Origin of the sequence: Halobacillus salinus (genome assembly GCF_004684905.1) — a bacterium.
Taxonomy (GTDB): domain Bacteria; phylum Bacillota; class Bacilli; order Bacillales; family Halobacillaceae; genus Halobacillus; species Halobacillus salinus.
The window spans coordinates 91,280-114,270 of the sequence record NZ_SRJC01000001.1; the positions used below are offsets into that span (position 1 = coordinate 91,280).

23 protein-coding genes are annotated in these 22,991 nt (G+C 44.0%); 18 read left to right on the forward strand and 5 right to left on the reverse strand.

Going from position 1 to position 22,991, the window contains the following annotated elements; translation table 11 throughout:
• Positions 1 to 283 precede the first annotated feature (283 nt).
• Genes E4663_RS00425 through E4663_RS00450 form a run of 6 tightly spaced genes read left to right on the forward strand, consistent with a single transcriptional unit; the run spans position 284 to position 9,046 of the window.
• Complete coding sequence (locus E4663_RS00425) at positions 284 to 3,088, forward strand: Z1 domain-containing protein (RefSeq protein WP_135326235.1); 2,805 nt, start codon at positions 284 to 286, stop codon at positions 3,086 to 3,088.
• A complete protein-coding gene (locus E4663_RS00430) occupies positions 3,085 to 5,136 on the forward strand; it encodes a hypothetical protein (protein ID WP_135326236.1) in 2,052 nt (683 codons plus the stop codon). The genes E4663_RS00425 and E4663_RS00430 overlap by 4 nt, the downstream gene beginning before the upstream one ends.
• A complete protein-coding gene (locus tag E4663_RS00435; RefSeq protein WP_135326237.1) occupies positions 5,129 to 6,061 on the forward strand; it encodes a hypothetical protein in 933 nt (310 codons plus the stop codon). Before E4663_RS00430 ends, E4663_RS00435 begins: the two co-directional genes overlap by 8 nt.
• A gap of 2 nt (positions 6,062 to 6,063) precedes the next feature.
• On the forward strand, positions 6,064 to 6,774 hold the full coding sequence (locus E4663_RS00440; protein ID WP_135326238.1) for a DUF6339 family protein: 711 nt from the start codon (positions 6,064 to 6,066) through the stop codon (positions 6,772 to 6,774).
• Positions 6,740 to 8,122, forward strand: coding sequence for a DNA cytosine methyltransferase (locus E4663_RS00445; RefSeq protein ID WP_135326239.1), 1,383 nt, complete (start codon positions 6,740 to 6,742; stop codon positions 8,120 to 8,122). Before E4663_RS00440 ends, E4663_RS00445 begins: the two co-directional genes overlap by 35 nt.
• A 3-nt stretch (positions 8,123 to 8,125) precedes the next feature.
• Complete coding sequence (locus E4663_RS00450) at positions 8,126 to 9,046, forward strand: PD-(D/E)XK motif protein (RefSeq protein WP_135326240.1); 921 nt, start codon at positions 8,126 to 8,128, stop codon at positions 9,044 to 9,046.
• A gap of 9 nt (positions 9,047 to 9,055) precedes the next feature.
• Here E4663_RS00450 and E4663_RS00455 read toward each other — a convergent pair whose 3' ends face one another.
• Together E4663_RS00455 and E4663_RS00460 are read right to left on the reverse strand one after the other, a co-directional pair.
• Positions 9,056 to 9,484, reverse strand: a complete 429-nt coding sequence (locus tag E4663_RS00455) for a very short patch repair endonuclease (RefSeq protein ID WP_277752095.1) — start codon at positions 9,482 to 9,484, stop codon at positions 9,056 to 9,058.
• Positions 9,485 to 9,592: 108 nt separating this feature from the next.
• Positions 9,593 to 10,234 carry an HNH endonuclease gene (locus E4663_RS00460; RefSeq protein WP_479680734.1) on the reverse strand — a complete coding sequence of 214 codons (642 nt, stop codon included), beginning with the start codon at positions 10,232 to 10,234 and terminating at the stop codon, positions 9,593 to 9,595.
• A gap of 486 nt (positions 10,235 to 10,720) precedes the next feature.
• Here E4663_RS00460 and E4663_RS00465 point away from each other — a divergent pair, with 486 nt between their 5' ends.
• The 7 genes from E4663_RS00465 (at position 10,721) to E4663_RS00490 (ending at position 17,076) form a co-directional block, all read left to right on the forward strand.
• On the forward strand, positions 10,721 to 11,059 hold the full coding sequence (locus E4663_RS00465; RefSeq protein ID WP_135326242.1) for a hypothetical protein: 339 nt from the start codon (positions 10,721 to 10,723) through the stop codon (positions 11,057 to 11,059).
• Positions 11,060 to 11,226: 167 nt separating this feature from the next.
• Positions 11,227 to 12,957, forward strand: coding sequence for an McrB family protein (locus E4663_RS00470; RefSeq protein ID WP_135326243.1), 1,731 nt, complete (start codon positions 11,227 to 11,229; stop codon positions 12,955 to 12,957).
• Positions 12,929 to 15,385 (forward strand): restriction endonuclease-like protein, encoded by a 2,457-nt coding sequence (locus E4663_RS00475; RefSeq protein ID WP_135326244.1) that lies wholly within the window; start codon positions 12,929 to 12,931, stop codon positions 15,383 to 15,385. The genes E4663_RS00470 and E4663_RS00475 overlap by 29 nt, the downstream gene beginning before the upstream one ends.
• A 460-nt stretch (positions 15,386 to 15,845) precedes the next feature.
• Positions 15,846 to 16,154 carry a PH domain-containing protein gene (locus tag E4663_RS00480; RefSeq protein ID WP_135326245.1) on the forward strand — a complete coding sequence of 103 codons (309 nt, stop codon included), beginning with the start codon at positions 15,846 to 15,848 and terminating at the stop codon, positions 16,152 to 16,154.
• 2 nt (positions 16,155 to 16,156) lie between these two features.
• Positions 16,157 to 16,363: a hypothetical protein gene (locus tag E4663_RS00485; RefSeq protein ID WP_135326246.1), complete on the forward strand. Its 207-nt coding sequence runs from the start codon at positions 16,157 to 16,159 to the stop codon at positions 16,361 to 16,363.
• A 14-nt stretch (positions 16,364 to 16,377) separates the two neighbouring features.
• A complete protein-coding gene (locus tag E4663_RS19610) occupies positions 16,378 to 16,521 on the forward strand; it encodes a hypothetical protein (protein ID WP_158290373.1) in 144 nt (47 codons plus the stop codon).
• A gap of 27 nt (positions 16,522 to 16,548) precedes the next feature.
• Positions 16,549 to 17,076 (forward strand): isochorismatase family protein, encoded by a 528-nt coding sequence (locus E4663_RS00490; protein WP_135326247.1) that lies wholly within the window; start codon positions 16,549 to 16,551, stop codon positions 17,074 to 17,076.
• A 79-nt stretch (positions 17,077 to 17,155) separates the two neighbouring features.
• Here the strand turns inward: E4663_RS00490 and E4663_RS00495 are convergent, their stop codons facing one another.
• The gene (locus E4663_RS00495) at positions 17,156 to 17,932 is read right to left on the reverse strand and encodes an N-acetylmuramoyl-L-alanine amidase (protein ID WP_135326248.1); all 777 of its coding nucleotides are present in this window, start codon (positions 17,930 to 17,932) and stop codon (positions 17,156 to 17,158) included.
• Between the two features lie 281 nt (positions 17,933 to 18,213).
• Between E4663_RS00495 and E4663_RS00500 the strand changes: the two genes are divergently transcribed.
• The 3 genes from E4663_RS00500 to E4663_RS00510 all read left to right on the forward strand — a co-directional run bounded on the left by E4663_RS00500 (position 18,214) and on the right by E4663_RS00510 (position 20,694).
• The gene (locus tag E4663_RS00500; protein WP_135326249.1) at positions 18,214 to 19,083 is read left to right on the forward strand and encodes an AraC family transcriptional regulator; all 870 of its coding nucleotides are present in this window, start codon (positions 18,214 to 18,216) and stop codon (positions 19,081 to 19,083) included.
• A 127-nt stretch (positions 19,084 to 19,210) separates the two neighbouring features.
• Positions 19,211 to 20,305 carry a D-alanine--D-alanine ligase gene (ddlA, locus tag E4663_RS00505; protein ID WP_135326250.1) on the forward strand — a complete coding sequence of 365 codons (1,095 nt, stop codon included), beginning with the start codon at positions 19,211 to 19,213 and terminating at the stop codon, positions 20,303 to 20,305.
• Positions 20,306 to 20,376: 71 nt separating this feature from the next.
• The gene (locus tag E4663_RS00510) at positions 20,377 to 20,694 is read left to right on the forward strand and encodes a putative quinol monooxygenase (protein WP_135326251.1); all 318 of its coding nucleotides are present in this window, start codon (positions 20,377 to 20,379) and stop codon (positions 20,692 to 20,694) included.
• A gap of 57 nt (positions 20,695 to 20,751) precedes the next feature.
• Here E4663_RS00510 and E4663_RS19615 read toward each other — a convergent pair whose 3' ends face one another.
• Complete coding sequence (locus E4663_RS19615) at positions 20,752 to 20,928, reverse strand: hypothetical protein (RefSeq protein WP_158290374.1); 177 nt, start codon at positions 20,926 to 20,928, stop codon at positions 20,752 to 20,754.
• 127 nt (positions 20,929 to 21,055) lie between these two features.
• Positions 21,056 to 21,235 carry an aspartyl-phosphate phosphatase Spo0E family protein gene (locus E4663_RS20215; protein WP_277752096.1) on the reverse strand — a complete coding sequence of 60 codons (180 nt, stop codon included), beginning with the start codon at positions 21,233 to 21,235 and terminating at the stop codon, positions 21,056 to 21,058.
• A 179-nt stretch (positions 21,236 to 21,414) separates the two neighbouring features.
• Here E4663_RS20215 and E4663_RS00520 point away from each other — a divergent pair, with 179 nt between their 5' ends.
• Together E4663_RS00520 and E4663_RS00525 are read left to right on the forward strand one after the other, a co-directional pair.
• Entirely contained in the window at positions 21,415 to 21,903 is a 489-nt protein-coding gene (locus E4663_RS00520; protein ID WP_135326253.1) for a hypothetical protein, read from the forward strand.
• A gap of 61 nt (positions 21,904 to 21,964) precedes the next feature.
• Positions 21,965 to 22,978: a C45 family autoproteolytic acyltransferase/hydrolase gene (locus E4663_RS00525; protein ID WP_135326254.1), complete on the forward strand. Its 1,014-nt coding sequence runs from the start codon at positions 21,965 to 21,967 to the stop codon at positions 22,976 to 22,978.
• Positions 22,979 to 22,991: the final 13 nt, after the last annotated feature.

A 22,991-nucleotide genomic window follows, 5' to 3' on the forward strand; every position in this document is an offset into this window, starting at 1 on the left:
TGGGGGGTGACATATGAATTGGCGTCACAAATGAACGGACAATGTCACTGACTGTTCATTACAACAATAATTTGTCCATTTTCAAAAAAAATGTTGTTCAGCGTCTAAAAGCTTGTGAGGGAGCGATTCCTTTCAAGCTTTTTTTAAGAGTTTAATATATATGCTTAGTTATGAATTATATTCAAATAATAAACTGATACTTTCAATTTAATCCATTGGTTGTTTTCATGTACTTTTACCTATAAAATTAATGTAAGAGATTAGCAGAAAAGGGGAAAAAAGAATGAGGGATATTTATTCAACTGCCCACGATGTAGTAAGGTCCTATATTGTGAACCGCAGACGTGATAACGCGACCTGGGAATCGATTTTATTTGAAGATAAAGGAGCTTATAATCTTGACTCCTTTATAGATATCAAAAAGATTTCCGGTGATTTTCCAGATGAAGTCACAAAAGATACCTTTCTGAAAATAGTTGAAGAACAAAAGGAAAATGAGAGGGAAGCTGAGAGTATTAAAGTTCCTGATGAAGATACGGTTATGCTTTCTGACTCAGAAGAGAACAATGTATCCGTTCCTTCGCACCCGGACTCTTCATGGCAGTTGTATAAAAAACGTCTAATCAACAGCGGCTTTACTGAAGAATCCATCTATAATTTAGAACAGTCTACGCTGCAGATACTTAGAAACCTTAACAAAGATACTTCTGGTATGGAACCTAAAAAAGGGTTGATGGTTGGTCATGTTCAGTCCGGTAAGACAGCAAGTATGGCGGCTCTAATGGCTATGGCTGCTGACTGGGGATGGAATTATTTCGTCGTGCTGTCAGGAATGATTGAGAACCTCCGTGCTCAGACAGAAACAAGATTGTGGAGTGATCTGAACAACGGGGGAAATCTTCATTGGAAGATTATTAAGAATCCCTCTGTACAGTCAGAGAATGACGATAAACTTCAGCACCTGCACCTTAAAGAGAGCTCGCAAAGATATTTAACGGTTGCACTGAAGAACAAAGGAAGACTGGAAGGACTCAACCGTTGGTTAAAAGATGATGAGGCCAAAATAAAAGACATGAATATGATCATCATCGATGATGAGGCAGACCAAGCAAGTATTAACACAAAGAACGTAAACAATGAAGACGATGAGAGGGCAGCGATCAACAAGTTGGTTGTCGAATTGGTTGAGGGGAAAAACCGTAAAGTCCAGCCAAAATCGACAAACTTCATCAGTTATACCGCAACCCCTTACTCAAATTTTCTTAACGAATCTACACCGAAATCATTGTATCCGAAGCATTTTATCGGAGCTCTTCCTACTGCACGCGAATACTTTGGTCCTAAGGAAATATTCGGGTTGGAGGAAGAAGGGTACGACGGTATGAACATTGTAAGGACAATAGAAGATGATGAGATAGAGCAGGTCAAGAATATGCAGGAAGGAATGGGCAACCAGCTTCCTGGTTCTCTTAAGAGATCGCTAGCATGGTTTGTTTGTGCTGTCGCTGGTATGCGGCATTCATCAATTTCATATAGAAAACCCATCAGTATGCTGATTCACACCAGTCAGCGTCAGGCTCATCATGATCAAATGGCCGAACAGATAGAGCAGTGGTTCCATAAACACTCTACAGATGAACTGGCAGCGTTCTGTAGAGAAGTGTATGAGGAAGAAGTGAATGCATTCACTCCAGAGGATTTGAAAAGAAGTGTTTCAAAGTATCCGAAGAAAGTGGAGGAATTAAATGATTACCCTCCATTTGATGAGATCAGCAGTGAAGTGAAGTCTCTTATTGAACATGAAGTATCCTATATTATGATGGGAGATGAAGGCAGACTGAAATACCACACGGGTATGCATCTCTGCATCGACAACTGTTCCAAAAACGGAATTGTTGACGATTTCCATATGAGGCTGTCCTATCCAGATTCTAAGGACCCGAACTATCCGGAAAAAGCTCCAGCCTTTATCATTATAGGAGGGAGTACGCTTTCCAGAGGTTTAACGATTGAAGGCCTTGTCAGCACTTACTTCCTTAGAGGTCCTAATGCTTCGGATACATTAATGCAGATGGGAAGATGGTTTGGGTACAGAAAGAAATATGAGGTGTTTCCTCGAATCTGGATGACAGATGAAACGCAGGAAAAATTCAATTTCTTGTCCAACTTAGAATGGGAACTGAGGAGAGAATTGGAAGACTTCAGTGCTTCCAGGAAAAATCCATCAGAATACGGTCCAAGAGTCAAGAATTCTCCAAAAGTAAGCTGGATGAGAATCACGTCTCCTAACAGAATGCAGAGTGCACAGGCTGTTGATCTTGATTTCTCTGGAACGTCTAATCAGTTGATTCATTATCATAAGGACGCTGAGATCCTGAACCATAATCTGGAGGTTGTCCAGTCTTTCCTAGAAAAGCGCTCCAAGCCATATAAATCTGTGTTTGGAACATCAATCGTGTTTGAAGGAGTCGACTTCAAGTCGATTAAGGAATCTATTCTTAAGAAAATGACTTTCCACGAACGTTCGACTATCTTCAATCAGATCGATCAATTCTGCGAATGGTACGAACAAGCAGAGAGTGAACTGAACTTTACTCGATGGAATGTTGTTGTATCAGGTGCGGGCAACGTGGATGAGCAGAAAGACTCTAATTGGGATATTCATGACTTCCATGTAGGTAAAGTAAATCGTACGGCGAAAAAGAAACAAGGCGATGACAGCATTCGTGAGAAACTGGACTATGTAAATATTGGTGTACTCAGAGCGCCAAGCGACCTCATTGCGGATGTCCCACAACAGTTCTTCGAACAATTTGAAGACGACAAAGGTATGAAAGATATAGGTATTAAACACATCACAAATCTCAGAGAGAAGTATAATCTTGGATCCACACCGCAACTTCTGATTTACCGGATAAACAAAGATTCCACTCCTTCTGAGAAAGCCAAGCAAAGAGCACCACTTAACCTGGATACAGATCCGGTTGGGATCTGCTTATTTGTACCTGGAGACAGAAAAACTGGTTCAAAAGCGAAAGCACTGCAGATCAAATTAAACACAGATCAATTCTATGAGCCGGAGGAATGATGAACGTGACAGCTTTATCGGTAGACATAGCAAAAGTAGATAGAATGGCGCAGACAGGCAGTTCGCTTCTGCGCCTTATCCAAAACGATGAACTTCCTATATTAGACTTATTAGTCAGGGAGTCCCTCCAGAATAGTCTGGACGCAAAGCGGTCGGAATGCCCTAATGTTAATGTGGACCTTTCTATAAAAAGCTTTAACAAGAACACTGCGTTGGAGCATTTCGAGGGCCTGGCTGATACATTTGCACATGAATTTCCATCCCCTGAACAGAAATCTCTCGTCATTAAAGACTCTAATACGGTCGGATTAACAGGTCCGTTGAGCTATGAAGAGATGGAATCAAGAGATGAACAGGGGAATATGCTAAATCTAGTGTATGAAATTGGAAGACCTCAACAGAAAGAAGGGGCAGGTGGCTCCTGGGGCCTTGGGAAGACCGTGTATTTCAGGGCTGGTGTGGGACTGGTTATCTATTATTCCCGCATTAAAAAAGAGAATGGAAGTTTCGAATCAAGACTTGCAGCATGTTTAATTGAGGATGAGGAGAAAGACAAGAAGTCTACCTTTATCCCATATGAGTCAGAAAGTAAACTAAAGCGAGGCATTGCATGGTGGGGTGTTCCCAGAGGGGATAAGACTGTACCTTTAACTGATGAGGTTGAAATCAACCGCATCCTCGAATCCTTTAACATTGAGAAGTTTGAAGGTGAAGAAACAGGTACAACTGTTATCATTCCCTTCATAAAAGAAGAAAATCTGCTTACTGAGAACATTGGTGAGAACAATAAACCTCTACCTTGGCATTCATCTGTTGAAAGATATTTGAATGTTTCGGTTCAACGTTGGTATGCACCCCGTCTGGCCAATGAATATTATCCATATGGAGGATGGCTCCGTTGTTCTATAAATAGCAAGCAGATTGATTATAACCGGATGGAGCCAAGTTTTCAGGTTCTTCAATCCCTTTACAACAGAACGCTCAAGAACTACAACAAGAAGGATATAGTGAGTGATTCAGAATCATACGTGGAACCTATCATTACGAGAAATACACTGGATAACGGTGAAGCTGGTAAGATTTCCTTCGCTCTTGTGAAGCGTGATACCTTGAAGATGACGGTTCCTGATAATCTAGCATCACCATACGATTATTTCGATATTCCTAATCAATCAGATATGGATAATACACCTATCATTTCATATACCAGAAAACCGGGGATGATTGTCAGTTACAACACGACTGGAGGATGGGTTGAAAAAATACAGACTCAAAGCGAAGATGAATTTTTAATTGGAATTTTTGTTCCAAATTCAGAAAACCCTGTAACCCATCCTGATTTTAAAGATAAGGCACCTACATTGGAAGGTTATTTACGGAAGAGTGAAAAAGCGGACCACAGATCTTGGTCAGATTATAATGAAAATGGGAAGTACCTGAATTTAATTAAAAGGATTCAAACCACCATGCCTAGAAGGGTCAATCAAAAGATTGACAGAGAAGAAAAAAATGAGAAGAACGTAAAAGCCAACCAGTTAAGCAGTGTTGTAGGAAAAGCTCTTCTTCCTCCGCGCGGCTATGGAAAGACCAGTAACAGGAAACCGGGTAAAGGTGGTAATGGTGGTAAAGGAAGTACCAGCACTAAAACAAAAAACTTCTCCTATAAGATTGACCGTGTGAACCCAATTAATATCTATGAAACAGAGATTCAATTCTCTATTGATGCTGGAGATAAAGCCTGCACGGCTCAAATTGAAATTGCTGCTCTTGCGGAGCGTGAAACTATAAAGGCTGATAAGTGGGAATCAGATGATGGAATTGGGACAACTTTCCCGTTTCTTATCAATGAGATATCCGTAGATAATGAAGTCGGCACTGAACACATTACAACCGATTATTCTGAGCGGTTATACGCGGCGAAGCTCTACGTTCCTGAGCAGACAAAAGACGTGACAGGCAGCGTCGTTGTAAAGAGCAGCGACCCACTTATACAAATGAAAATTCTCATGAATGACTTAACTGAAGCGGAGAGTAAGGTAAATGAATAATACAATTTCGTTTTTCAAAACACTCGATGAGGACATGCTGTTGGATATTGGGTATCAGGAAACACCTCTCAGCCTTTCTTTCACTAGAGACGGGATGGAAAGGTTCTTCGATACGTCTAACCTGGGTGAAGGGCACATCAAGGAAGTGCTTCTTCAGGAAGATTCCTACAGCTTTGATTTCTCTAAAGATTGTCTGAAATACTCAAAATATATAACCATCCAAAACCATCAGCGTCTATTCGGAATGAACGGTCTGGTATCTGAAGATGGAGAGGTTGGACTTGCCGTGAAGTATTATTCCAAGGAGTCCCAACAGCAATACACCAAGCCCGTAAGGAAATTCACATCTGACAGCGGCCCCATAGTAGACCAACTTGTAGAAATTGAGATTCCTCCAAGTTTCTTTAGAAAAAACCTGACCATAGAAGTTCTTTTATTCGCCGTATCTCCAATTGTGAAAGAACTACCTGGTTCAAGGGGAACCATTTTCGGCTCACTGGACAGTGTACGATGTGTAATTGAAGGAGAAGGTGGAAGCTTCCCCATCCTATACCATGATGATCCTGGTAAGCCTCTATGGTGGGTGGAGTGTAATTGGGAAGACGCGGCAATTGATCCTTTCCACGAAGACTACGTTTCGCTCAACATTAATAGGAAACACCCGGATGCAAAAGATCTTAAGCTGAATAAGATGCCTGAGGTTTCTCCAATGATGAAACAAGTTATTTCTTCTGCACTGTTTACTATTTCGCTCAAAGTACTCCACGAGTACAATTCAGAGCAGTTAAAAATTGAGGACTTTGATGAAGGATCAATTGCCAGTGCCATTTCTTATTTTACGGAGAATGTGGAAGGTAGTGTATCTTCACCTGAGCTGCTTTCTAAGGGAATATTGAAGTCTGTTACGGAAAGGTTTGAGGGTTGATCATGTGGAAGGAAATGTCCAGAAAAGAAGCGGATAAGAGATTTGAAGAAATGGTAAATAACGGATTTGAGCCTAAACTGCGTAAAAACCAATTTGACGCTCCCCTCCGGGATCACTTGATAGCTATGCACAATGAAATCCTTGAGGAATTCTCGTTGAATGAGGAAAGTCTCAATAAAAAAACCTATTTGTATGATCTTCAATTTGCACTAAGATTATATAATCTGTTAATATCTGATGACTTTCAAATGAGCGTTCAGAGTGCTTCTTCAGATGGCGTGTGGCGGTATATTTCCCTCAATATCATTCCAGATATTGTTCATACAAGATGGGGAAGTAATGACAACAGATTTTATAAGCAGCCCAGAAGAATATGGGTGAAAACTCTCTGGTGGTACATCTTCCTATCATGGCAGGGTAGTGTTCGTGAAACAGAGAGTATTCTTAGAAGCAACACAACTGATGACCTTGTTCAATTAGTAGAGCGTGCAGGAGCGAACGGTTACCGAGTAAGTTTATCACGTGAAATTATGAAGTATTATGGTCAGATTCCCTCGGATAGTGACCTTAGATCGAGAAATTTGTTCAGGAAGGTTATGAAACTGAACACTGCTAAAACCAGTACGCTGGAGCCGGAACTGATAGACGGTGGAATTGAAGCTTATGTGAGGGATCTTTTTGAAAACTTTACTAAAGAATTACAACGACAATAAAGGTGAAAGTTCTCTCGGGAACTACCATGTTCTTGATTTGTTCTCTGGATGCGGAGGTCTCGCTCTAGGCTTTAATCAAAGTGGTTTCAGCATTTACGAAAGTGTAGAGCTAGATGAAGCCGCATCCAAAACAGCTTCTTATAACCTGCATGTTAAAGAAAATAATAATACTCATGCAGCAAATCTAAGTGTGCTTGATTACTTTTACAAGCCTGAACTTACAGGGGGGAAAGTCGTTACAATCGGAGGCCCCCCATGTCAGGCCTACTCGAATATCGGTAAGGCAAAGATCAGGTCCCTTGGGGAGGATCGCTTCGGCATAAATGATGACAGGGCGTTCCTCTATGAAGAATTCCTGCGTGTGGCTTTAGAAGCGTCATCTGACTTTATTGTTATGGAGAATGTCCCAGAGGCCGTGAACTTTCTGGGGGTGAATATTGCTCAAGAAGTCTGCAGGGAACTGGAGAAACAGGGCTATCAGGTTTTGTGGACGATATTAAACGCTGCTGATTACGGTGTGCCTCAGATCAGGGAAAGGCTTTTTGTTTTTGCGATGAAGAATGAATTGGGAGGAAAGATTGTTCTTCCTGAGCCTACACATCAAAGGCCTGATCATACATTTAACACACCAAATGAAAGAAGGTTCAAACGTTTTAAGGAAGACTGCTACTTCCGTGAACCGAGAACACCTGTGAAAGACCTACCAGAATGGGTGACAACACATGAAGCCTTATCCGACCTGCCGGAACTTTTGATTGATTCTGGTTCAACATATCAGTATTTTAAACCCAATATCCGTCTTCCCTATCTTACTGAGGCGCGGAATGCGTACCAGAAAAAGATGAGAAGAAATACTTGGAATGCTTCCTTTGTATCCGGTAATTCATACAGGAATACAGGAAGAGACTTCAAGATCTTCGAGGAAATGAATTGGGGAGATGATTATCGACACGCTCATGAAATCTCTCAAGAGATTTTTAGAAAAGAAGCTAAGAGGTTGAAACTCACGAAGTCAGGTCATCCAAAAGCGTACCATGAACTTTATCAAAAGATAGTACCTCCCTATAATAAAGATAAATTCTTTACTAAATGGAAAAGGCTGTCTCCCTACAAACCATCCCACACATTGGTCGCCCACTTGGGTACAGATACGTATAGCCATATACATCCATATGAGCCAAGAGGCATCTCAATCAGGGAAGCTGCAAGACTGCAGTCATTTCCTGATGACTTTCTTTTTCAGGGGGGCATGGGGGACTCATTTAAACAAATAGGTAATGCTGTACCTCCCTTGTTAAGCGAAGCGATATCGAAAGCCGTTATAAAGAGTCTTAGTATTGGAGGGTAATAGATGGAACTTGTTTATAAATTAAGACAGTACTTTGCTTCTTTACAGCCGGAGAATATTCGAAAACTACCCGATAACCTTCTAGGGGAAGATTACCCAGGGTGGGTAGTGAAACTGAATGGTGAGGTCGGTGTTGGAATTGTTACCGACTTTGAAGTGAAAGTGAATGAGAAATTTACCAACGTAAACTTATACAACAAGCACCTGGTAATAGAGGGGGAGAAAAAGAATCTGCTGCTGCTCACATGTGAGAGTGATGAGAGAAGGTACGAATTTGCCAGTATAGCAGCGATCTTCCTCGACCCTGGTAAGGATGGAATAGACAGAGGGAACTTGAAAACGGAGCCTATTTCTTGGTGGGAAAAATGGAAGGATCTATTAGGAAACGCATCAGTGGAAAAGTCAGTTCATGGTGTCCTGGGAGAACTGGTCTCCTTAAAATACCTTGCTTCCAAAAGCAACAGCGACAACCTTCCCCGTTGGACAGGGCCTAAAGGGAATTCTATTGATATAGAGCAGGACCGTAAAAACTATGAAGTTAAAACAACAACGAACAAATATGAGAATATCATAACGGTTAACAGTCAATTTCAATTAAGTTCAATCTTTAATGCGGATTTACTATTTATAAGAGTTGAAGAAAGTTCGAGTGGTTTTTCCATTAGCGATGTGGTTCGGGAACTGACTGAGCTTGGTTATTCAGGTGAAGAATTAGAGGAAGGTCTCTTAAGGCTGGGACTTCCAGAGAATGCATCTGCTAGAGATAAGAAGTTTGTAGTGCTTGAAGGAAGAATATATAATACAACAGGCTTGTTTTCCACTGAGGGCTTGAAGGAGTCGCTGGGCGATGCCGCTTCACACATTCTGCAAATTCAATACAAAATAGATTTGACTGGAATGGACCACGAGGACATCAGTATATAAAGGGAGTAACTATTCGTTACTCTCTTTATTTTTGGCTTCTATTATGAACTGTTCTATTTCGTCTATCGTTTGCTCAAAGTATTTCTTCTTTAGAGAATGCTCCCAAATTCTCAAAACGTGCCAGCCTATAGATTTGTAATAGTCATTCACTTCGGCGTCCCGCTCTTTATTTCTCTTCAGCTTTTTCACCCAGAAATCACGATTTGTGTTTGGAGTGTTACCGTGCTCTGGGCATCCATGAAAGAAACAGGAGTCGATGAAGATCACGATTTTATACTTTTGTATAGATATGTCTGGTTTACCAAAAAGTTCTTTATTGTTCTTACGAAATCTGTAACCTCTTCTCCAAAGTTCCTTAGATACTCTGTCCTCCACTTTTGAACGACTCTTGATGTTTTTCATGTTTCTGCGTCGCTGCTCTTTGGTTAAGTTGTCCACCCATACACCCTCCAGTAAATTACATTACTGTTTATAACTTTGCCGATTATTGGGGGACATAAACCAATGGATGATCGCTTGTTTCTTCCCAATCCAGACACGTTATATTCAATACCCCTTGTAAACCTCTCGAACGTGCCACTCAGTGAACCCAGCATCAGGCAGAAAAAGGTCCAGAGACGGTCTCCGAATATAATCCTGATTGAAGTCCGTCATCAACTCCTTATAAGGCCCCATCCTCGAAGCCTTCTCGCTAACCTCAATCATTCGATCAGCCCTGACAGTGAAAATCCCTTTATCAAAAAGCTTATGATGCAGAGAACATAAAGCCAGGCCGTTTTCTTCTGTGTCTGGACCGTAGGCCTGATGCCACTTTATGTGCGCCGCTTCCACGCCTACTAACGAATCATTGATTTTGGATTTGAACACACACTGCACAGCGTTCTTCATAAGCCTCAAGTATTTTTTCCGGAAAGCGAAGTCTCGTTTTCGATATGTTCTAATTCCTACATTCAATCCGACTTTGTCAAGTAATTCATTGTGATAGGTCTCTGGAAAATGCTCTTCTAAAAGAGTGCCGGCAATTTCAGAAATTGTCATTGGGTTTTCTTCTAGTATAAAAGAGGCTTCTTCTTTGAAACCTCCATGAACGTCGCGCTCTCTCAGAGTCTTTGGGCTGAAGTGGTTTTTATGAAACGTAAGTAGTTCGTCTTTATGGATAATGCATTCCTCCGCTAAATGGGTTACTATACAACGTTCGACACCTCCATCTGTTGTCCTTCAAATACTGCTAGGCAACACAGCTTGTATGATAAAATGAATGAAAAGTCATATTCCAAGTAATGGGAGGTCGTTTGATGAAGACACTTTAGACAGTTCCTAGATGGTAAATCTTCCAATGCGAAGGTTCTTTGAAGCAGGGTATCACACTAATGTATGGAAAGGGACGTGTAACAAACGTTCAGGCAGATCAATGTCTGCAGTTGATACAACAATTCGAAGGTACAGACAGTGTAGGTAGGGAAGTCGCGTGCTTCCGCGCACTCATATTGATTTAATGCAGATCTTTGAAGGATATGTGCGTAACTATCGAAAAATCAACCTGTCATCCTCACACAACTGCACAATGTTCACGAAGCGTGAAATCGATTATTTCGCGAACTTTGGAGAGATGCGGGGTTCAATGCTTATGTAGAAGATGCAAAACCTGAACTTAAAAAAGGACGTTCCAGGCCGATGGACCTTTCATGGTGGAAGTATGATGCTAGAATTGATGAGGGGCAATATATAGAATTGGTTCTGCACTTAAAGAGGGGAAATGTCTGGGACAAATATGAGGAGACGATTGAGAAATTATTCTCCATAACTGAGGTTGTTTATATTCCGCAACATGTAAACGGCATCCAAAATATCGAGGGTGTAGAACGTATTGAGGTATTGAATAATCTTGTTCTGGAAAAGAATGAAGGGCAGAAATCAAAAGTGCTGATGATTTATCGTTATGAAGGATCCAGGGGCAGAGCGGGTCATAATGAAAGTGGTCTGATAGAGTCTCGTGATGCTATATATAAGTAGGATGAGATGGGATAATGGTTTATAGGATTTAAAGAGGAATCGGAAATGGATCACCAATATATTGAAGCGGTACTCGAGTTTGTTATACAAAGCAGAAACGATATAACCGTCTCAACTATATAAAAAAACATTGGTATGATAATTCGTCCCAAAAAGGTGTGAATTAGATGGAAGAACAGCATAACGCGGTCAATCAAGAAACATTACGATCAGTCCTTATAAAGATGACAACAGAATATATTGAAGAAAAGCAATCATCATTTGCTGGCAGTGAGTTTGGCATTTACGTCAGGTCTCAATTCCCGAGCGCGCTAGAATCCCTGGACTTTATTGATGAAAGGTATCAAGTGAAAGGGTCAGTTGGAAGAGGTGACTGGGCGCAAGTTCCTTGGATCGCAATCCTACATAGTCAAATCACAACGAGCACCCAGAGAGGCTATTATCTCGTTTACGTATTTAGTGATGATATGCAACGGGTATATCTTTCTTTCATGCAAGGAGTAGCAGAAACTTCTAAGCAAGAAATGGAAGATCAAAAAGAGGACATACGGGCTACTATTAATGAGAGGAAATATAATACTTCTGCGCCTATCCAGAAAAACAACGATCTTGACCTTGGAAACAGTAAAAAGGCAAAAGGTTATAAAAATGCATCAGCCCTTTACATCCCATACAACAGCAACAACCTCCCAACCGAACAACAGCTCCAACAAGACTTGAAAGCCATGACCGACATCTATGAAACCTACATCCAAAAAGAAAGCGGTGAAGTTGCAGAAGATAGTAGCGATGGCATCGATGAGATGTCGGAGAAGAAGGTACTTGAACACATTCACTCTTACATCAAAAACAAGGGCTTCTATTACGAAGTTGATGACGTGAAGAATGTGTACGTGTCGCTGCGTACGAAGCCGTTTGTGATTCTATCTGGCATATCCGGAACTGGGAAGACGAGGATGGTTGAGCTTTTTGCGGAGAGTGTGGGGGCAAGTGAGGATAATGGGCAGTACACGCTGATTCCGGTGAGGCCGGATTGGAGTGATGGATCGGATCTTCTTGGCTACACAGATATTCAAGGGGTATTTCAGGAAGGGCCAATAACAAAAGCAATTTTAAAGGCGAATGAGAATCCGAATATTCCTTATTTTGTGGTGTTGGATGAGATGAATTTGGCGCGGGTGGAGTATTACTTCAGCGATTTTCTCAGCGTAATTGAGAGCCGGAAGTGGCAGGGGGATACGATCGAGACTTCACTGTTGTTGAATGAAGGGGATTATACGTTAACAATTCCTGAAAACCTCTATATAATCGGCACGGTTAATATGGATGAGACAACGCACCCATTTAGTAAGAAGGTTCTGGACCGGGCGAATACGATTGAGTTTAATCAGGTGCATTTGAATTGGTTGGATTTCATGGAAGAAGAGGGATTAGCAACAGTGCCGGTGACCTTGTCGAATTCGAGGATGAGGGCGTCTTACTTGAAGTTGAAGGATGCGTATCCTGCTCATAAAGAGCTGATCAAAGAGGTGACGGCGGAGTTGGTGAAGGTGAACCAGTTGCTTGAGCCGATTCAGGCACATGTCGGGTATCGTGTGAGAGATGAGATCTGTTTTTATGCGATTTACAGCCGCTTTCTTTTGTCTGTTGATGACGCGCTCGACTTCCAGTTTCACCAGAAGATCCTGCCGAGACTCACGGCAAGCCACGGCCAGTCTTTCCAGGTTCTTAAGGATCTGTTTTTTTATTTCACGAATCATGACTACGAAGGAGGCTGGACGAAGGAGCAAGCGGAAGGAATAATGGACGGGTCGCGCTTTCCTCGGAGTGCAGAGAAAGTCTATGACATGCTGAAGCAGGGGGATCGTGATGGGTTTACATCCTTCTGGAGCAGTTAATGAAGAAGTGGAGCTTATCGAGATTGAGACAGCCGAGTGTTCGCTTTATATCAAAGGGAAGCCCTATCACCATCGTTATGAGAGTTTGAAGCAATACAAAAAGGTGCGGGGTACGGAACAGATGCACTTTTCTTATAATGGGAAGCATATTGAATCGGTTCGTGTATTCGATGTTCAATCAGAGCAGATGACAGAGGTGGTACAAGTTCCGCCGTTGTTTTTTGAAAATGGAACGTACCAAGTAGTGGTGACGCCGAAGAACGGGTCTCGGCTTCATTTTTACCATGAGCATCCGTCCTTTCGATATGCTGTCTCTCGTGTGGGCAAGCCTCCCCATGAGCTGTTAATGGGGAACTTAACGTTTACGAATGAAGTGGGGTATTCCACTTTTCAAATTGGAAACGACCAAGAGGAAGTTCTGAGCCTCACGATCGAAGTCTTTCCTTCTAAGCTTTCCTATAAAGAGGACTATAAGCGTTTATTAGAAGAAGTGAACGAAGAGGTCTACAATCTGGCGTATCATTTTGTGAAGAAAACGTATATGGCGGCTTCAACGTCGCTGACAGTTGAACCGTCGTGGTCTGAGTTCTACCGACTGCTCTCTGAGTATTATGAGCAGTTTATGCGGGCCATTACTCAGATTGAACGCCAACCGCATCATCAGATGCTGAGAGAGCACCGCCTCGTCCGGGGAGATCAGTTGAAGAAGCAGGACGCAAGAGGCAGGAAGTTTCTGCGCAAACGGCCTCACCTATTTGTAGAAACAAAGAAGGGGATTGAGGTTCGAGGTACATCGAGGATGCCGATAAAAGGCTTGAATGTGGAAAAGCGACTATCATATGACACATTAGAAAACCGGTTCGTTAAGTGGATGATGGAACGGATAATTCATAAGATGGAATCGCTGCAAAGCGTTCTACGACGCTCTTATTATGAGGTTCAAAGTTTGACTGAAAAAGACCAGGAGATAGAACGGATGAAGCGGAATCTGGAAACGAAACTTCAGTCTGCTTTTTGGAGGCCGATCAGCAGACTAGATCGTTCGGTTATGAGTCTTGTGTTGCAAATGGCACCTGGCTACCGCGAGGCGTATCAGGCGTACTTGACGTTGTCCAGAGGTTTGGTTCTTCAGGGACAGCTATCGAGGATGTCCGTCAAAGATGTCGCGACGTTGTATGAATACTGGACCTTTCTGAAACTCGGGCAGATCCTGGCAACGAAGTACCCGATGGTAAGTCAGGATGTGATCAAAGTGAATCGTCAGGGGCTGTTTGTTACATTGGATCAGTCCGCAACGGCGAAGCGTGTATTCCGTCATCCCGAGACGCAGGAGAAGATTACACTCTTTTTCCAAAAGCATTCAGGGAATGTGCCAACTGTGAAGCAGAAGCCGGATTCGATGTTGAGTATCGAGAAGGCTGGAAAAGAGAGGACCTATGAATACGTGTTCGACGCGAAATATCGGGTTGATTTTGCAGTGGAAGGTGGGTATTACAACCGCACTTACAAGAGTCCAGGCCCGCTCGAGGAAGATATCAACACGATGCACCGTTATCGAGATGCCCTAGTCGAGGGGAGGAATGCAACGTACGAACGATACGCGTTCGGGGCGTATGTGTTATTCCCTTGGGGAGAAGAGCACGCGTATGAGCGGCATCAGTTCTACCAAAGCATCCGCCAGGTGAACATTGGCGGCTTCCCTTTTTTACCCAACTCGACGTCTCTTGTGGAGCGGTTCTTAGATCGGCTGATCGAACGCTCACCGGAACAACTGCAGGCAGAGGGAATTCTGCCCAAAGGCACATTGGAGGAATGGGAATCAACGTTTGTTGAAAAAGTGCTCATCCTGAACGTGTCAACGGAAGACGAATTACGGAACGTGCTGAGGCAAGGATTCGTGCCTTTCCCTCCAGATCAGGTTACGAAAAGCTGGAACGAAGCAGCCTATGTCGCGTTGTACCACCCAAAGCAAGAATTCGGAGAAAAGGGCGGTATCCACCGCTATGCGCGGATTGAGCGTGTATCGTCTGAAAGTTCCGAGGTGAAACTTTATGTGGACGCGTGGAAGATGACGGACCACTTGATTCAACCTGTAGGATATGGAATTGGGTTTTCCGCTATGACCACGCTTGACCTTCTGAGAGAAGCTGAAGAACTTCCTCAGTTGTTTATGAAATCTAGTGTGGAGCAGCAGATGTGGAAATTGCTTCGTAGGTTTTCCAAGAACATTGAGATATCGCTGGATCAGCGAGATGTGGGTCTTGCGTCGGGGGTAACTTCGATGCGATCTGACGATGGGAGATTGATGTTTGAGTTAAAGGGGAATAACGTTGTGATTGTGGCTGGTGAAGATAATGTTGTGCTAGAGCGAGAGGAATTTGCGAAGCGGCCGAATGTGATGTTTGGTCGGTTGATGGAGTTGCTTTAGGTTTCAAAGACGGGATCCAGACTGTGAATCTATCTGTCGGTTATCAGATGGAGCATACGGAAGATGAGTGTCTGGATGTGGATGCTTGTTATGAAACAGTGAGCGTGTTGGCGGAGGTATCAATCGTTCATTTACTAGGACATTTCATTCACTGTTATTGATTTATCAACGATATAAAAAGCGCTCTGTGGTTGATAAAGCCATGAGCGCTTTTTTTATAGGGTTGCACCAAGCCATAAAGCATTTTTTACAAAAAAAGGTATTATCCTGAAACTATTCTCTCCTTTGCAACGTAAATTAGTAGAAGGGGGGACTCATCGTGTATTTTCCATCAAAAAAAGATATCTGGCAGTTCCTAATAATCTGGGGAATAATCCTCTCCATAATACTGATATACATCTTCGGTTCAGAACCCGTCGGATGGCAACTCGTAACCTACAAGAGCGTATTAGGTTATGTCATGAGCGGTCTGATAATCGGGCTCTTGATGTGGTTATGGTTCAGTACAGGGTATAAGGTCCATGATGGAAGGATCACGGTAAGGTTCGGTCCTTTCACTAGCAGAGTCGATATTGACGGGATAACTCGGATCGATAAGGGTAGAAGTCCGGTGATGGCACCTGCTCTCTCGATGAACCGCTTGGAAATCCTTCATAGCACCGGCAAGGTCATCAACATTTCACCGGAAAACGAGAAGGAATTCATCCGTCTATTAGTCACGGAGAATCCTGATATCGTAGTGGATGCTTCAAATTCAGAAAGGGGATAGGAATGTTTACTAAACGAAAAACCACAACAGGGAAATGGCTCGCTTTTATAGGGTTATGGCTGTTCGCTTTCGGATTCGCCTTCAGTGATAGCATCGGACTCGAAGACACGCCGGACGTGTTAGAGGCTGCCTCTATTCCCTTGATTGCTGTAGGAGTCGTGATGATGCTCGCATCGAACTTCTTCAATAGAAAACGATTGGATCATTGAAAGGGGCATTCCATATGAGTGAAGAGAAGAAAAAGCACTTATTATGCAGGATAGGGCTCCATAAATTCAAGCAGATCGGCTGGGAGGATCAGTCTCCAGCAGCCATCTTTAAATGTGATCGATGTGGGAAGGAAAGAAGGGCAATAAAGGCGATGTGACGAGCTTTTGAAGAAAGGGGTGGGAACGTGAAAGCATTATTGGTCATCGATGTTCAGAACGGCTTGGTAGATCAAGGGGATTTCCGTGAAGAGATTTCTTTGATGGATAAGATGATTACCGATTTCAACCAAGATGGGAGTCCGGTCCTTTTCATGAAGCATTCCGATGAAGACGAGGATAGTCCGCTCCTCAAAGGCTCAGATGGGACTCGGTTGCATCCTTCCATCGAAGGTTACGCGGATCTAGTGATCGAGAAACAGACTCCGAGTTCCTTTTTCAACACGGATCTATCAGAGGAGCTGGAGCGTAGGGGAGTCGATCACTTGTTCATCACGGGGTTCAATACGGAGTTCTGCTGTATGTTCACGGCGATTGCTGCCTACGATCGTGGCTATGAAGTGACGTTCGTCGAGGATGCGACGGCGACCGTGAATTCCGGGGATACATATGAAATGGCTGGCCTTGATATAAAGGATTTCGTCGGTACGGTACTCAGCTGGTCGGATGTGATCGAGGTTGTAAAGTATGAAGAGTATGTAGAGAAATATACATAAGGTCAATGAAATAGTGTGCCAAAGTCTCGACTTTGGCACACTTGCACATTCAAGCCCACAACCAATTTAGTACGGCCAGTTACTTCAGCTTGTCGTACAGTCGGATAAGAGCTTCGGCGAATTCTTTTCTGGTCAGGCTGTTGTCAGGAAGGTACCTTCCATCCGGGTACCCTTTCAAGAGGCCGAGGTCCTTGGCTCTCTTGACCGCGTCGGCATAGTAGGCGTCCGGGGAGACGTCACGGAATCCGGTTTCGTTTCTGTTGTCGGATGCTGCTACGTAAGGGACATTGAAGTATTCGCAGATCCCTTTGGCGTGTTCGACGGCGACTTCGCGTTGGAATTTCTCATCGATCATCAGCAATGCTTCGGTCTTGTTGTCCATATAGCCGTTCTCTGTCAGGATGGCAGGCATCGTCGTTTCCCGCAATACATAGAAGTTCGCTTCTTTGATCCCACGCCAGTTCTGCTTTGTCCCTTGTCTCAAGTATTTTCCGACGGCGGTTGCGAGTTTCCCTGCTGCTTTGTTCAGAGTTCCTGGGTAGACGTAGACTTCGATTCCGCTCGGGTTGCTTCCGGAGAACGAGCCGTCCAAGGCATTGTAATGGATAGCGACGTAGATGTCGGCCTTCCGCGCATTGGCGAGGTCCACTCTTTTCTTCAACGAGATATCCTCATCCGTCGGTGCGACCAGCAACGTATCGAATCCGCTTCTCTCGAGCTCCTGTTTCAGAAAGCGTACGACGGCCCGGTTGAACTCGTTCTCTCTGATCGATCTGCCAATCTCGGGGATATTAGGCGTACGGTTACCAGACGTGTTCAGACCATGACCATCATCTAAAGCAATCAATTTCGGCATAGTGATTTCCTTTCCTTTTTTTATAATTCAGCCCTTTCAAGGAGAGGTATAGCTTGTATACCTTGAAGTCAGAATGTTTGAATTAGAAAGGACTTGCTATTAGTAGATGTGACCAATCTATTGAATGCCTGTGTGCGTGACTCATTTGAAGTAGCTTTATCTGACTTTTCATGCACCTGTATGCTACATTCGAACAAAGCGGACCCTGCCCATACGTGCACGAAAAGTCGGGGACACTACTTCCAAGCTTGCTATTCTATAGACATAGGGAGGTCATCACAATGGATAATTTGAAAAATATGAACGACGCCATCGACTATATCGAGGAGAACTTGTCAGGCGATATCGACACGGATGACGTGATGCGGATCGCACAGTGTTCGGAATACCACTTCAGGAGGATGTTCTCCTTCCTCGCCGGCATCACGCTGTCGGAGTATATCCGCAGGAGGCGGCTGACGCTCGCTGCGTTCGAGCTGAAGGGGGAGGAGAAGGTTATCGATGTCGCGATGAAGTACGGATACAACTCCCCCGACGCCTTTGCAAGGGCGTTCCAGCAACTGCACGGCATCACCCCTTCCGAAGTGAAGCGTGGCGTTCATTCGCTGAAAGCCTATCCGAAGATGTCCTTCCGGTTATCTATCGAAGGAGGCAATGAAATGAACTATCGAATCGTAGAGAAAGAGGCCTTTTCCATCATCGGCTTGAAGAAAAGGGTGCCGATCATCTTCAACGGGGTGAACCCGGAGATCGCGGCGATGTGGAAGTCCTTGGACGAACAGAAGATCAACGACTTGAAGAGTCTATCCGACATCGAGCCGTCCGGCTTGATCAGTGCATCGACGAACTTCTCAGAAGGCAGGTTCCAGGAAGAAGGGGAGCTGGATCACTATATCGGCGTCGCGTCGACGAAGGAGTGTCCGGAGTCCTTCAGCAAGTTGGACGTGGAAGCATCGACATGGGCGGTGTTCGAAGCGGTCGGCCCGTTCCCGGAAACGCTCCAGGACGTATGGGGACGGATCTATTCCGAATGGTTCCCGTCTTCCACCTATGAACAGGTGAATGGCCCGGAGATCCTTTGGAACGAACAGAAAGACACGAGCGCACAAGATTTCCGCAGCGAAATCTGGATACCTGTTTTGAAAAAGTGAACTTTTTAAGAAGAGCTGCTGCGGCGGCTCTTCTTTTTTCTGAGGACAAATTTAGTGTCGTGGAAAAGCCTTATTTGTTAAGATGAACATACATTGTAAGAAGGAAAATGATGGAGGGGGAAGCTACATGAGTAAAATCAAAGTCGGTCTATTGTTCGGAGGCAAGTCGTCCGAGCACGAAGTATCCTTGCAATCAGCCAAGAACATCATGGAAGCCATCGACCACGATACATACGATGTCACGCTGGTCGGTATCGATAAACAGGGGAACTGGCACCTCAACAACAATACCGGTTACCTGATCAACGAAGACGACCCGAAGCTCGTCGAACTCAACAAGACGGATCAGAACATCGCGGTAGTGCCGGGGCGGGAGAAGGACCAGATCCTGAACATCAACAGCTCGGAAGCATTGGATCAGTTGGACGTCATCTTCCCGATCCTGCACGGTCCGCTCGGAGAGGACGGAAGTGTCCAGGGTATGCTCCGGATGGCGAACATCCCGTACGTCGGTCCGAACGTATTGAGTTCTGCCGTCTGCATGGATAAAGACATCACGAAGAAGCTCCTGCAGGCATCCGGATTCGAAGTGGCGAACTGGATTACGGTGAAAAAAGCGAAGAAGCATCCTTCTTTCGATGAGGTCAGTGAGAAGCTCGGGACACCATTCTTCATCAAGCCTGCCAACCAAGGTTCTTCGGTCGGCGTCAGCAAAGTGAAGACGGAACAGGAATATGTGGAAGGACTCAAGCAGGCGCTTTTGTATGACCACAAAGTGCTGCTTGAGGAGACGGTCGTCGGCAGAGAGGTAGAATGTGCTGTGCTCGGCAACGATAATCCGGAAGCATCCCTGCCAGGGGAGATCCTGCCGAACGGGGACTTCTATTCCTATGAAACGAAGTACATCGATGAAAACGGTGCGGTGCTGAAGATCCCGGCCGACCTGAGTGACGAATGGGAGAAGAACGTCCAGGAACAGTCGATAAAAGCGTTCGAGGTTCTGGAATGCCAAGGCTTGGCGCGGGTGGACTTTTTCATGAAGGAAGACGGCAGCCTCGTCATCAACGAGGTCAACACGCTGCCCGGCTTCACGAAGATCAGTATGTATCCGAAGCTGTGGGAAGTGAGCGGCATCCCGTATCCGAAACTGATCGAGAAGTTGATCGGTCTTGCGATGGATCGTCATAAAGAGGATATGATGCTTAAGAACTCGGTCGACTGAGGAGTAAGCAGGTCGAATCAGCATGGGTGTCGAAGATAGGGAATGGTGGGAAAAAATGGAGGAGTGTCTGAATGAGCAAATTCAGTCTGTTCGGCAAGTTCACGGTACAAGAAGGCGAACGCGGAACATTGGTGGATATCCTGTTGGAAGCGGCAGAATCGATGGAGAAGGTCGAAGAATGCGAGGTTTATCTCGTGAATGTATCGGAACAGGAGCCGGATGCGGTCTATGTCTATGAAGTGTGGAGCAGTGAGGATGCCCATCAAGCCTCCTTATCAATCGAAGCTACGCAGACGTTGATCCGACGCGCCAAACCGATCATAACGGGAATGGAGCGGCTCAACACCTTGCAGGCTATCGGCGGCAAAGGTGTACTGCATCGGTCTTAAGTAAGGAAGCGGTTGTCTGCTCGGGGCAATCGCTTTTTTTCAAGAAAAGCTATGAATCTATTCTGGATCCTTTTCTTTCCTGAAAAACACTTGCCAATACCCGACCAGCGTGACGGATGAGAGGATAGGGATTCTCCATTCCGGTTCGGAAGGGATGAAGAAACTCAAGAGCCAATATATCAAACAGACCATGACCGGTACATAGATGATTTTGAAAACGACATTGTCTCTCACGGAATCACCTCCTGTATGTACGGAATACCTTGTTTACATTTATTTCAAACGCTTCTGATTAAGTAGTTAGGAAACATACCCAAACAAAAAATGACCCCAGATCTTTATGGAGTCATACAGAACTTATTCAATAGATTAATTTGTCTAGTTGATTCAATAGCTCATCCAACTCTTGGGAAATTTTCACTAACTCACCGTATTCCACGGCGTTATTGTAAGCTGTGTACATTTCTGTTCTAACCGTTTCTATCTGTTTTTGTAGGCAGTCTACTGTAGGCAGATGAATTCTCCTCTCATCTAAAAACAATTACTATAGGAAATATCGACACTAATCTAGTAATTCTAAAGACCAGAGTACTAATTAGATGGTAACGGTTTTCTTGAATACCTACTACCCTATATCTTGTGACGGGAAACAGTATCTGTCGATTATTAGATAATTGCACTTTTACTTATAATAAAGAAATTCATTGAAAGGTTGTCCGTATGGTTATCCGGTTCTTATTGCTGTCTCTCTTTCTAGTTACCATATCAGGCTGTGCAAACCCAGGCGACGATTCTATCTCTCTATCATCCATGATGGAAGAGGAGAATCCGATAGGTAGTGTAGAGATAAGGGACGATCAACAGGTTATTAATATGAATGAAGAAGCCAAGACAAGCAAACAAGGAAAAATAGACGAATTCAAGTCGATGATTGCTGACATCGAACTGAAGAGGGTAAAGAAGTCCGATATTAGCGAAGTGGGTAAGGAATACGCGAAGGAAGGTAGTTTGTTGAAGATTTTCATCGATGATGAAGAGAATAAGGATGATGATCTAGTGATGGATTTGGCAGGAGACGGTGGAGGTCTGGTTGTCAGTTTTGAGGATGGTGGGGCATCTCAGGATGTCTATGAAATCCAAAATGGGGATGCTGGTTTATATGAAGAAGTCCATGATTTTTATGAATCCATTTCTGAAGAGAAGAACTGAGGACGACGGGGTGACATGTTTTAGATGAACGTACATTTTTTTCTTACCTGGGAGGGTTACGATGACGGATATTTATGTGAACGTCCTTCAGTTGAGGGACACCGCTTTTGAAGTTGGCTTCAAGACAGGAAAGGAAATAGAGAACCAATCGATACTGAAAACGTTCGAAGCGATAACGAAACCTGAAATCGATCATGATGAAATGAAGTCTATTTATTCTTCGTTCGCTCCACATCTGTTGGAAGAGTTGGACGGCTTGGCGCATAGTCTGGATATACCTTCTCACAAAGCGGCAGCCATGTTTAGTGGATATGATGTGCCGAGAACAGAAGCTATGGGGTGCTCCGCTCTTCTAACAGAAGATTACTACGTCAGGAACTACGATTTCTCCCCAGCCTTATATGACGGACTTTTCAGTTTGGTACAACCTGAAAAGGCATTCGCTTCAGTAGGATATAACCTGCAGATCATCGGCAGACATGACGGAGTGAACGAACATGGTTTGGTGATGGGATTGCATTTTGTGAGCAATGAAGGGTACAGGAAAGGATTATCCCCATGGACCTCTATTCGCATGGTGCTGGACACATGTGCCACAGTGGACGATGCGGTATCTATGTTGAAAGAAATCCCTCACTCTGCATGCTATAACTTCTCGCTGGGAGACAGTCAGGGAAATATGGCTGTGGTGGAAGCTTCTCCAGATCAAGTCGTGGTTAGGCGTGATGGCACTTTAACCTGTGTGAACCACTTCCAAGAGGAACAGCTCAAAGATAAAAATAGGGAGTCCATCCATGGCTCGTTAAAACGCAATGACTATTTACATAAGCTGAAGGACGAACATCTCACTCAAACAGAGGCATTCAACAACTTCAAGAGCAAGGAGTCTCCTATGTTTTTCACCGACTATAATGATCTATTCGGGACGCTCCACACCTTTTCTTATTCCTATCGGGATGCAAAGATTCTGACCACCATAGCACAAAGCGGTCAGGATTTAGAGGTCGATTTCAAAGAATGGGTTGGTGGGAAGGATATAGCCGTTCAGAGAATGAATGGCATAATAGAGGGATAATGGGTCCGGAAAA

Excerpts from the sequence above, each read along its gene's own strand:
- E4663_RS00425 (WP_135326235.1), top strand. The coding sequence starts at position 284 with ATGAGGGATATTTATTCAACTGCCCACGATGTAGTAAGGTCCTATATT.
- E4663_RS00430 (WP_135326236.1), top strand. The coding sequence starts at position 3,085 with ATGATGAACGTGACAGCTTTATCGGTAGACATAGCAAAAGTAGATAGA.
- E4663_RS00435 (WP_135326237.1), top strand. The coding sequence starts at position 5,129 with ATGAATAATACAATTTCGTTTTTCAAAACACTCGATGAGGACATGCTG.
- E4663_RS00440 (WP_135326238.1), top strand. The coding sequence starts at position 6,064 with ATGTGGAAGGAAATGTCCAGAAAAGAAGCGGATAAGAGATTTGAAGAA.
- E4663_RS00450 (WP_135326240.1), top strand. The coding sequence starts at position 8,126 with ATGGAACTTGTTTATAAATTAAGACAGTACTTTGCTTCTTTACAGCCG.
- E4663_RS00465 (WP_135326242.1), top strand. The coding sequence starts at position 10,721 with ATGGACCTTTCATGGTGGAAGTATGATGCTAGAATTGATGAGGGGCAA.
- E4663_RS00470 (WP_135326243.1), top strand. The coding sequence starts at position 11,227 with ATGGAAGAACAGCATAACGCGGTCAATCAAGAAACATTACGATCAGTC.
- E4663_RS00475 (WP_135326244.1), top strand. The coding sequence starts at position 12,929 with ATGGGTTTACATCCTTCTGGAGCAGTTAATGAAGAAGTGGAGCTTATC.
- E4663_RS00480 (WP_135326245.1), top strand. The coding sequence starts at position 15,846 with ATGAGCGGTCTGATAATCGGGCTCTTGATGTGGTTATGGTTCAGTACA.
- E4663_RS00485 (WP_135326246.1), top strand. The coding sequence starts at position 16,157 with ATGTTTACTAAACGAAAAACCACAACAGGGAAATGGCTCGCTTTTATA.
- E4663_RS19610 (WP_158290373.1), top strand. The coding sequence starts at position 16,378 with ATGAGTGAAGAGAAGAAAAAGCACTTATTATGCAGGATAGGGCTCCAT.
- E4663_RS00495 (WP_135326248.1), bottom strand. The coding sequence starts at position 17,932 with ATGCCGAAATTGATTGCTTTAGATGATGGTCATGGTCTGAACACGTCT.
- E4663_RS00500 (WP_135326249.1), top strand. The coding sequence starts at position 18,214 with ATGGATAATTTGAAAAATATGAACGACGCCATCGACTATATCGAGGAG.
- ddlA (WP_135326250.1), top strand. The coding sequence starts at position 19,211 with ATGAGTAAAATCAAAGTCGGTCTATTGTTCGGAGGCAAGTCGTCCGAG.
- E4663_RS00510 (WP_135326251.1), top strand. The coding sequence starts at position 20,377 with ATGAGCAAATTCAGTCTGTTCGGCAAGTTCACGGTACAAGAAGGCGAA.
- E4663_RS00520 (WP_135326253.1), top strand. The coding sequence starts at position 21,415 with ATGGTTATCCGGTTCTTATTGCTGTCTCTCTTTCTAGTTACCATATCA.
- E4663_RS00525 (WP_135326254.1), top strand. The coding sequence starts at position 21,965 with ATGACGGATATTTATGTGAACGTCCTTCAGTTGAGGGACACCGCTTTT.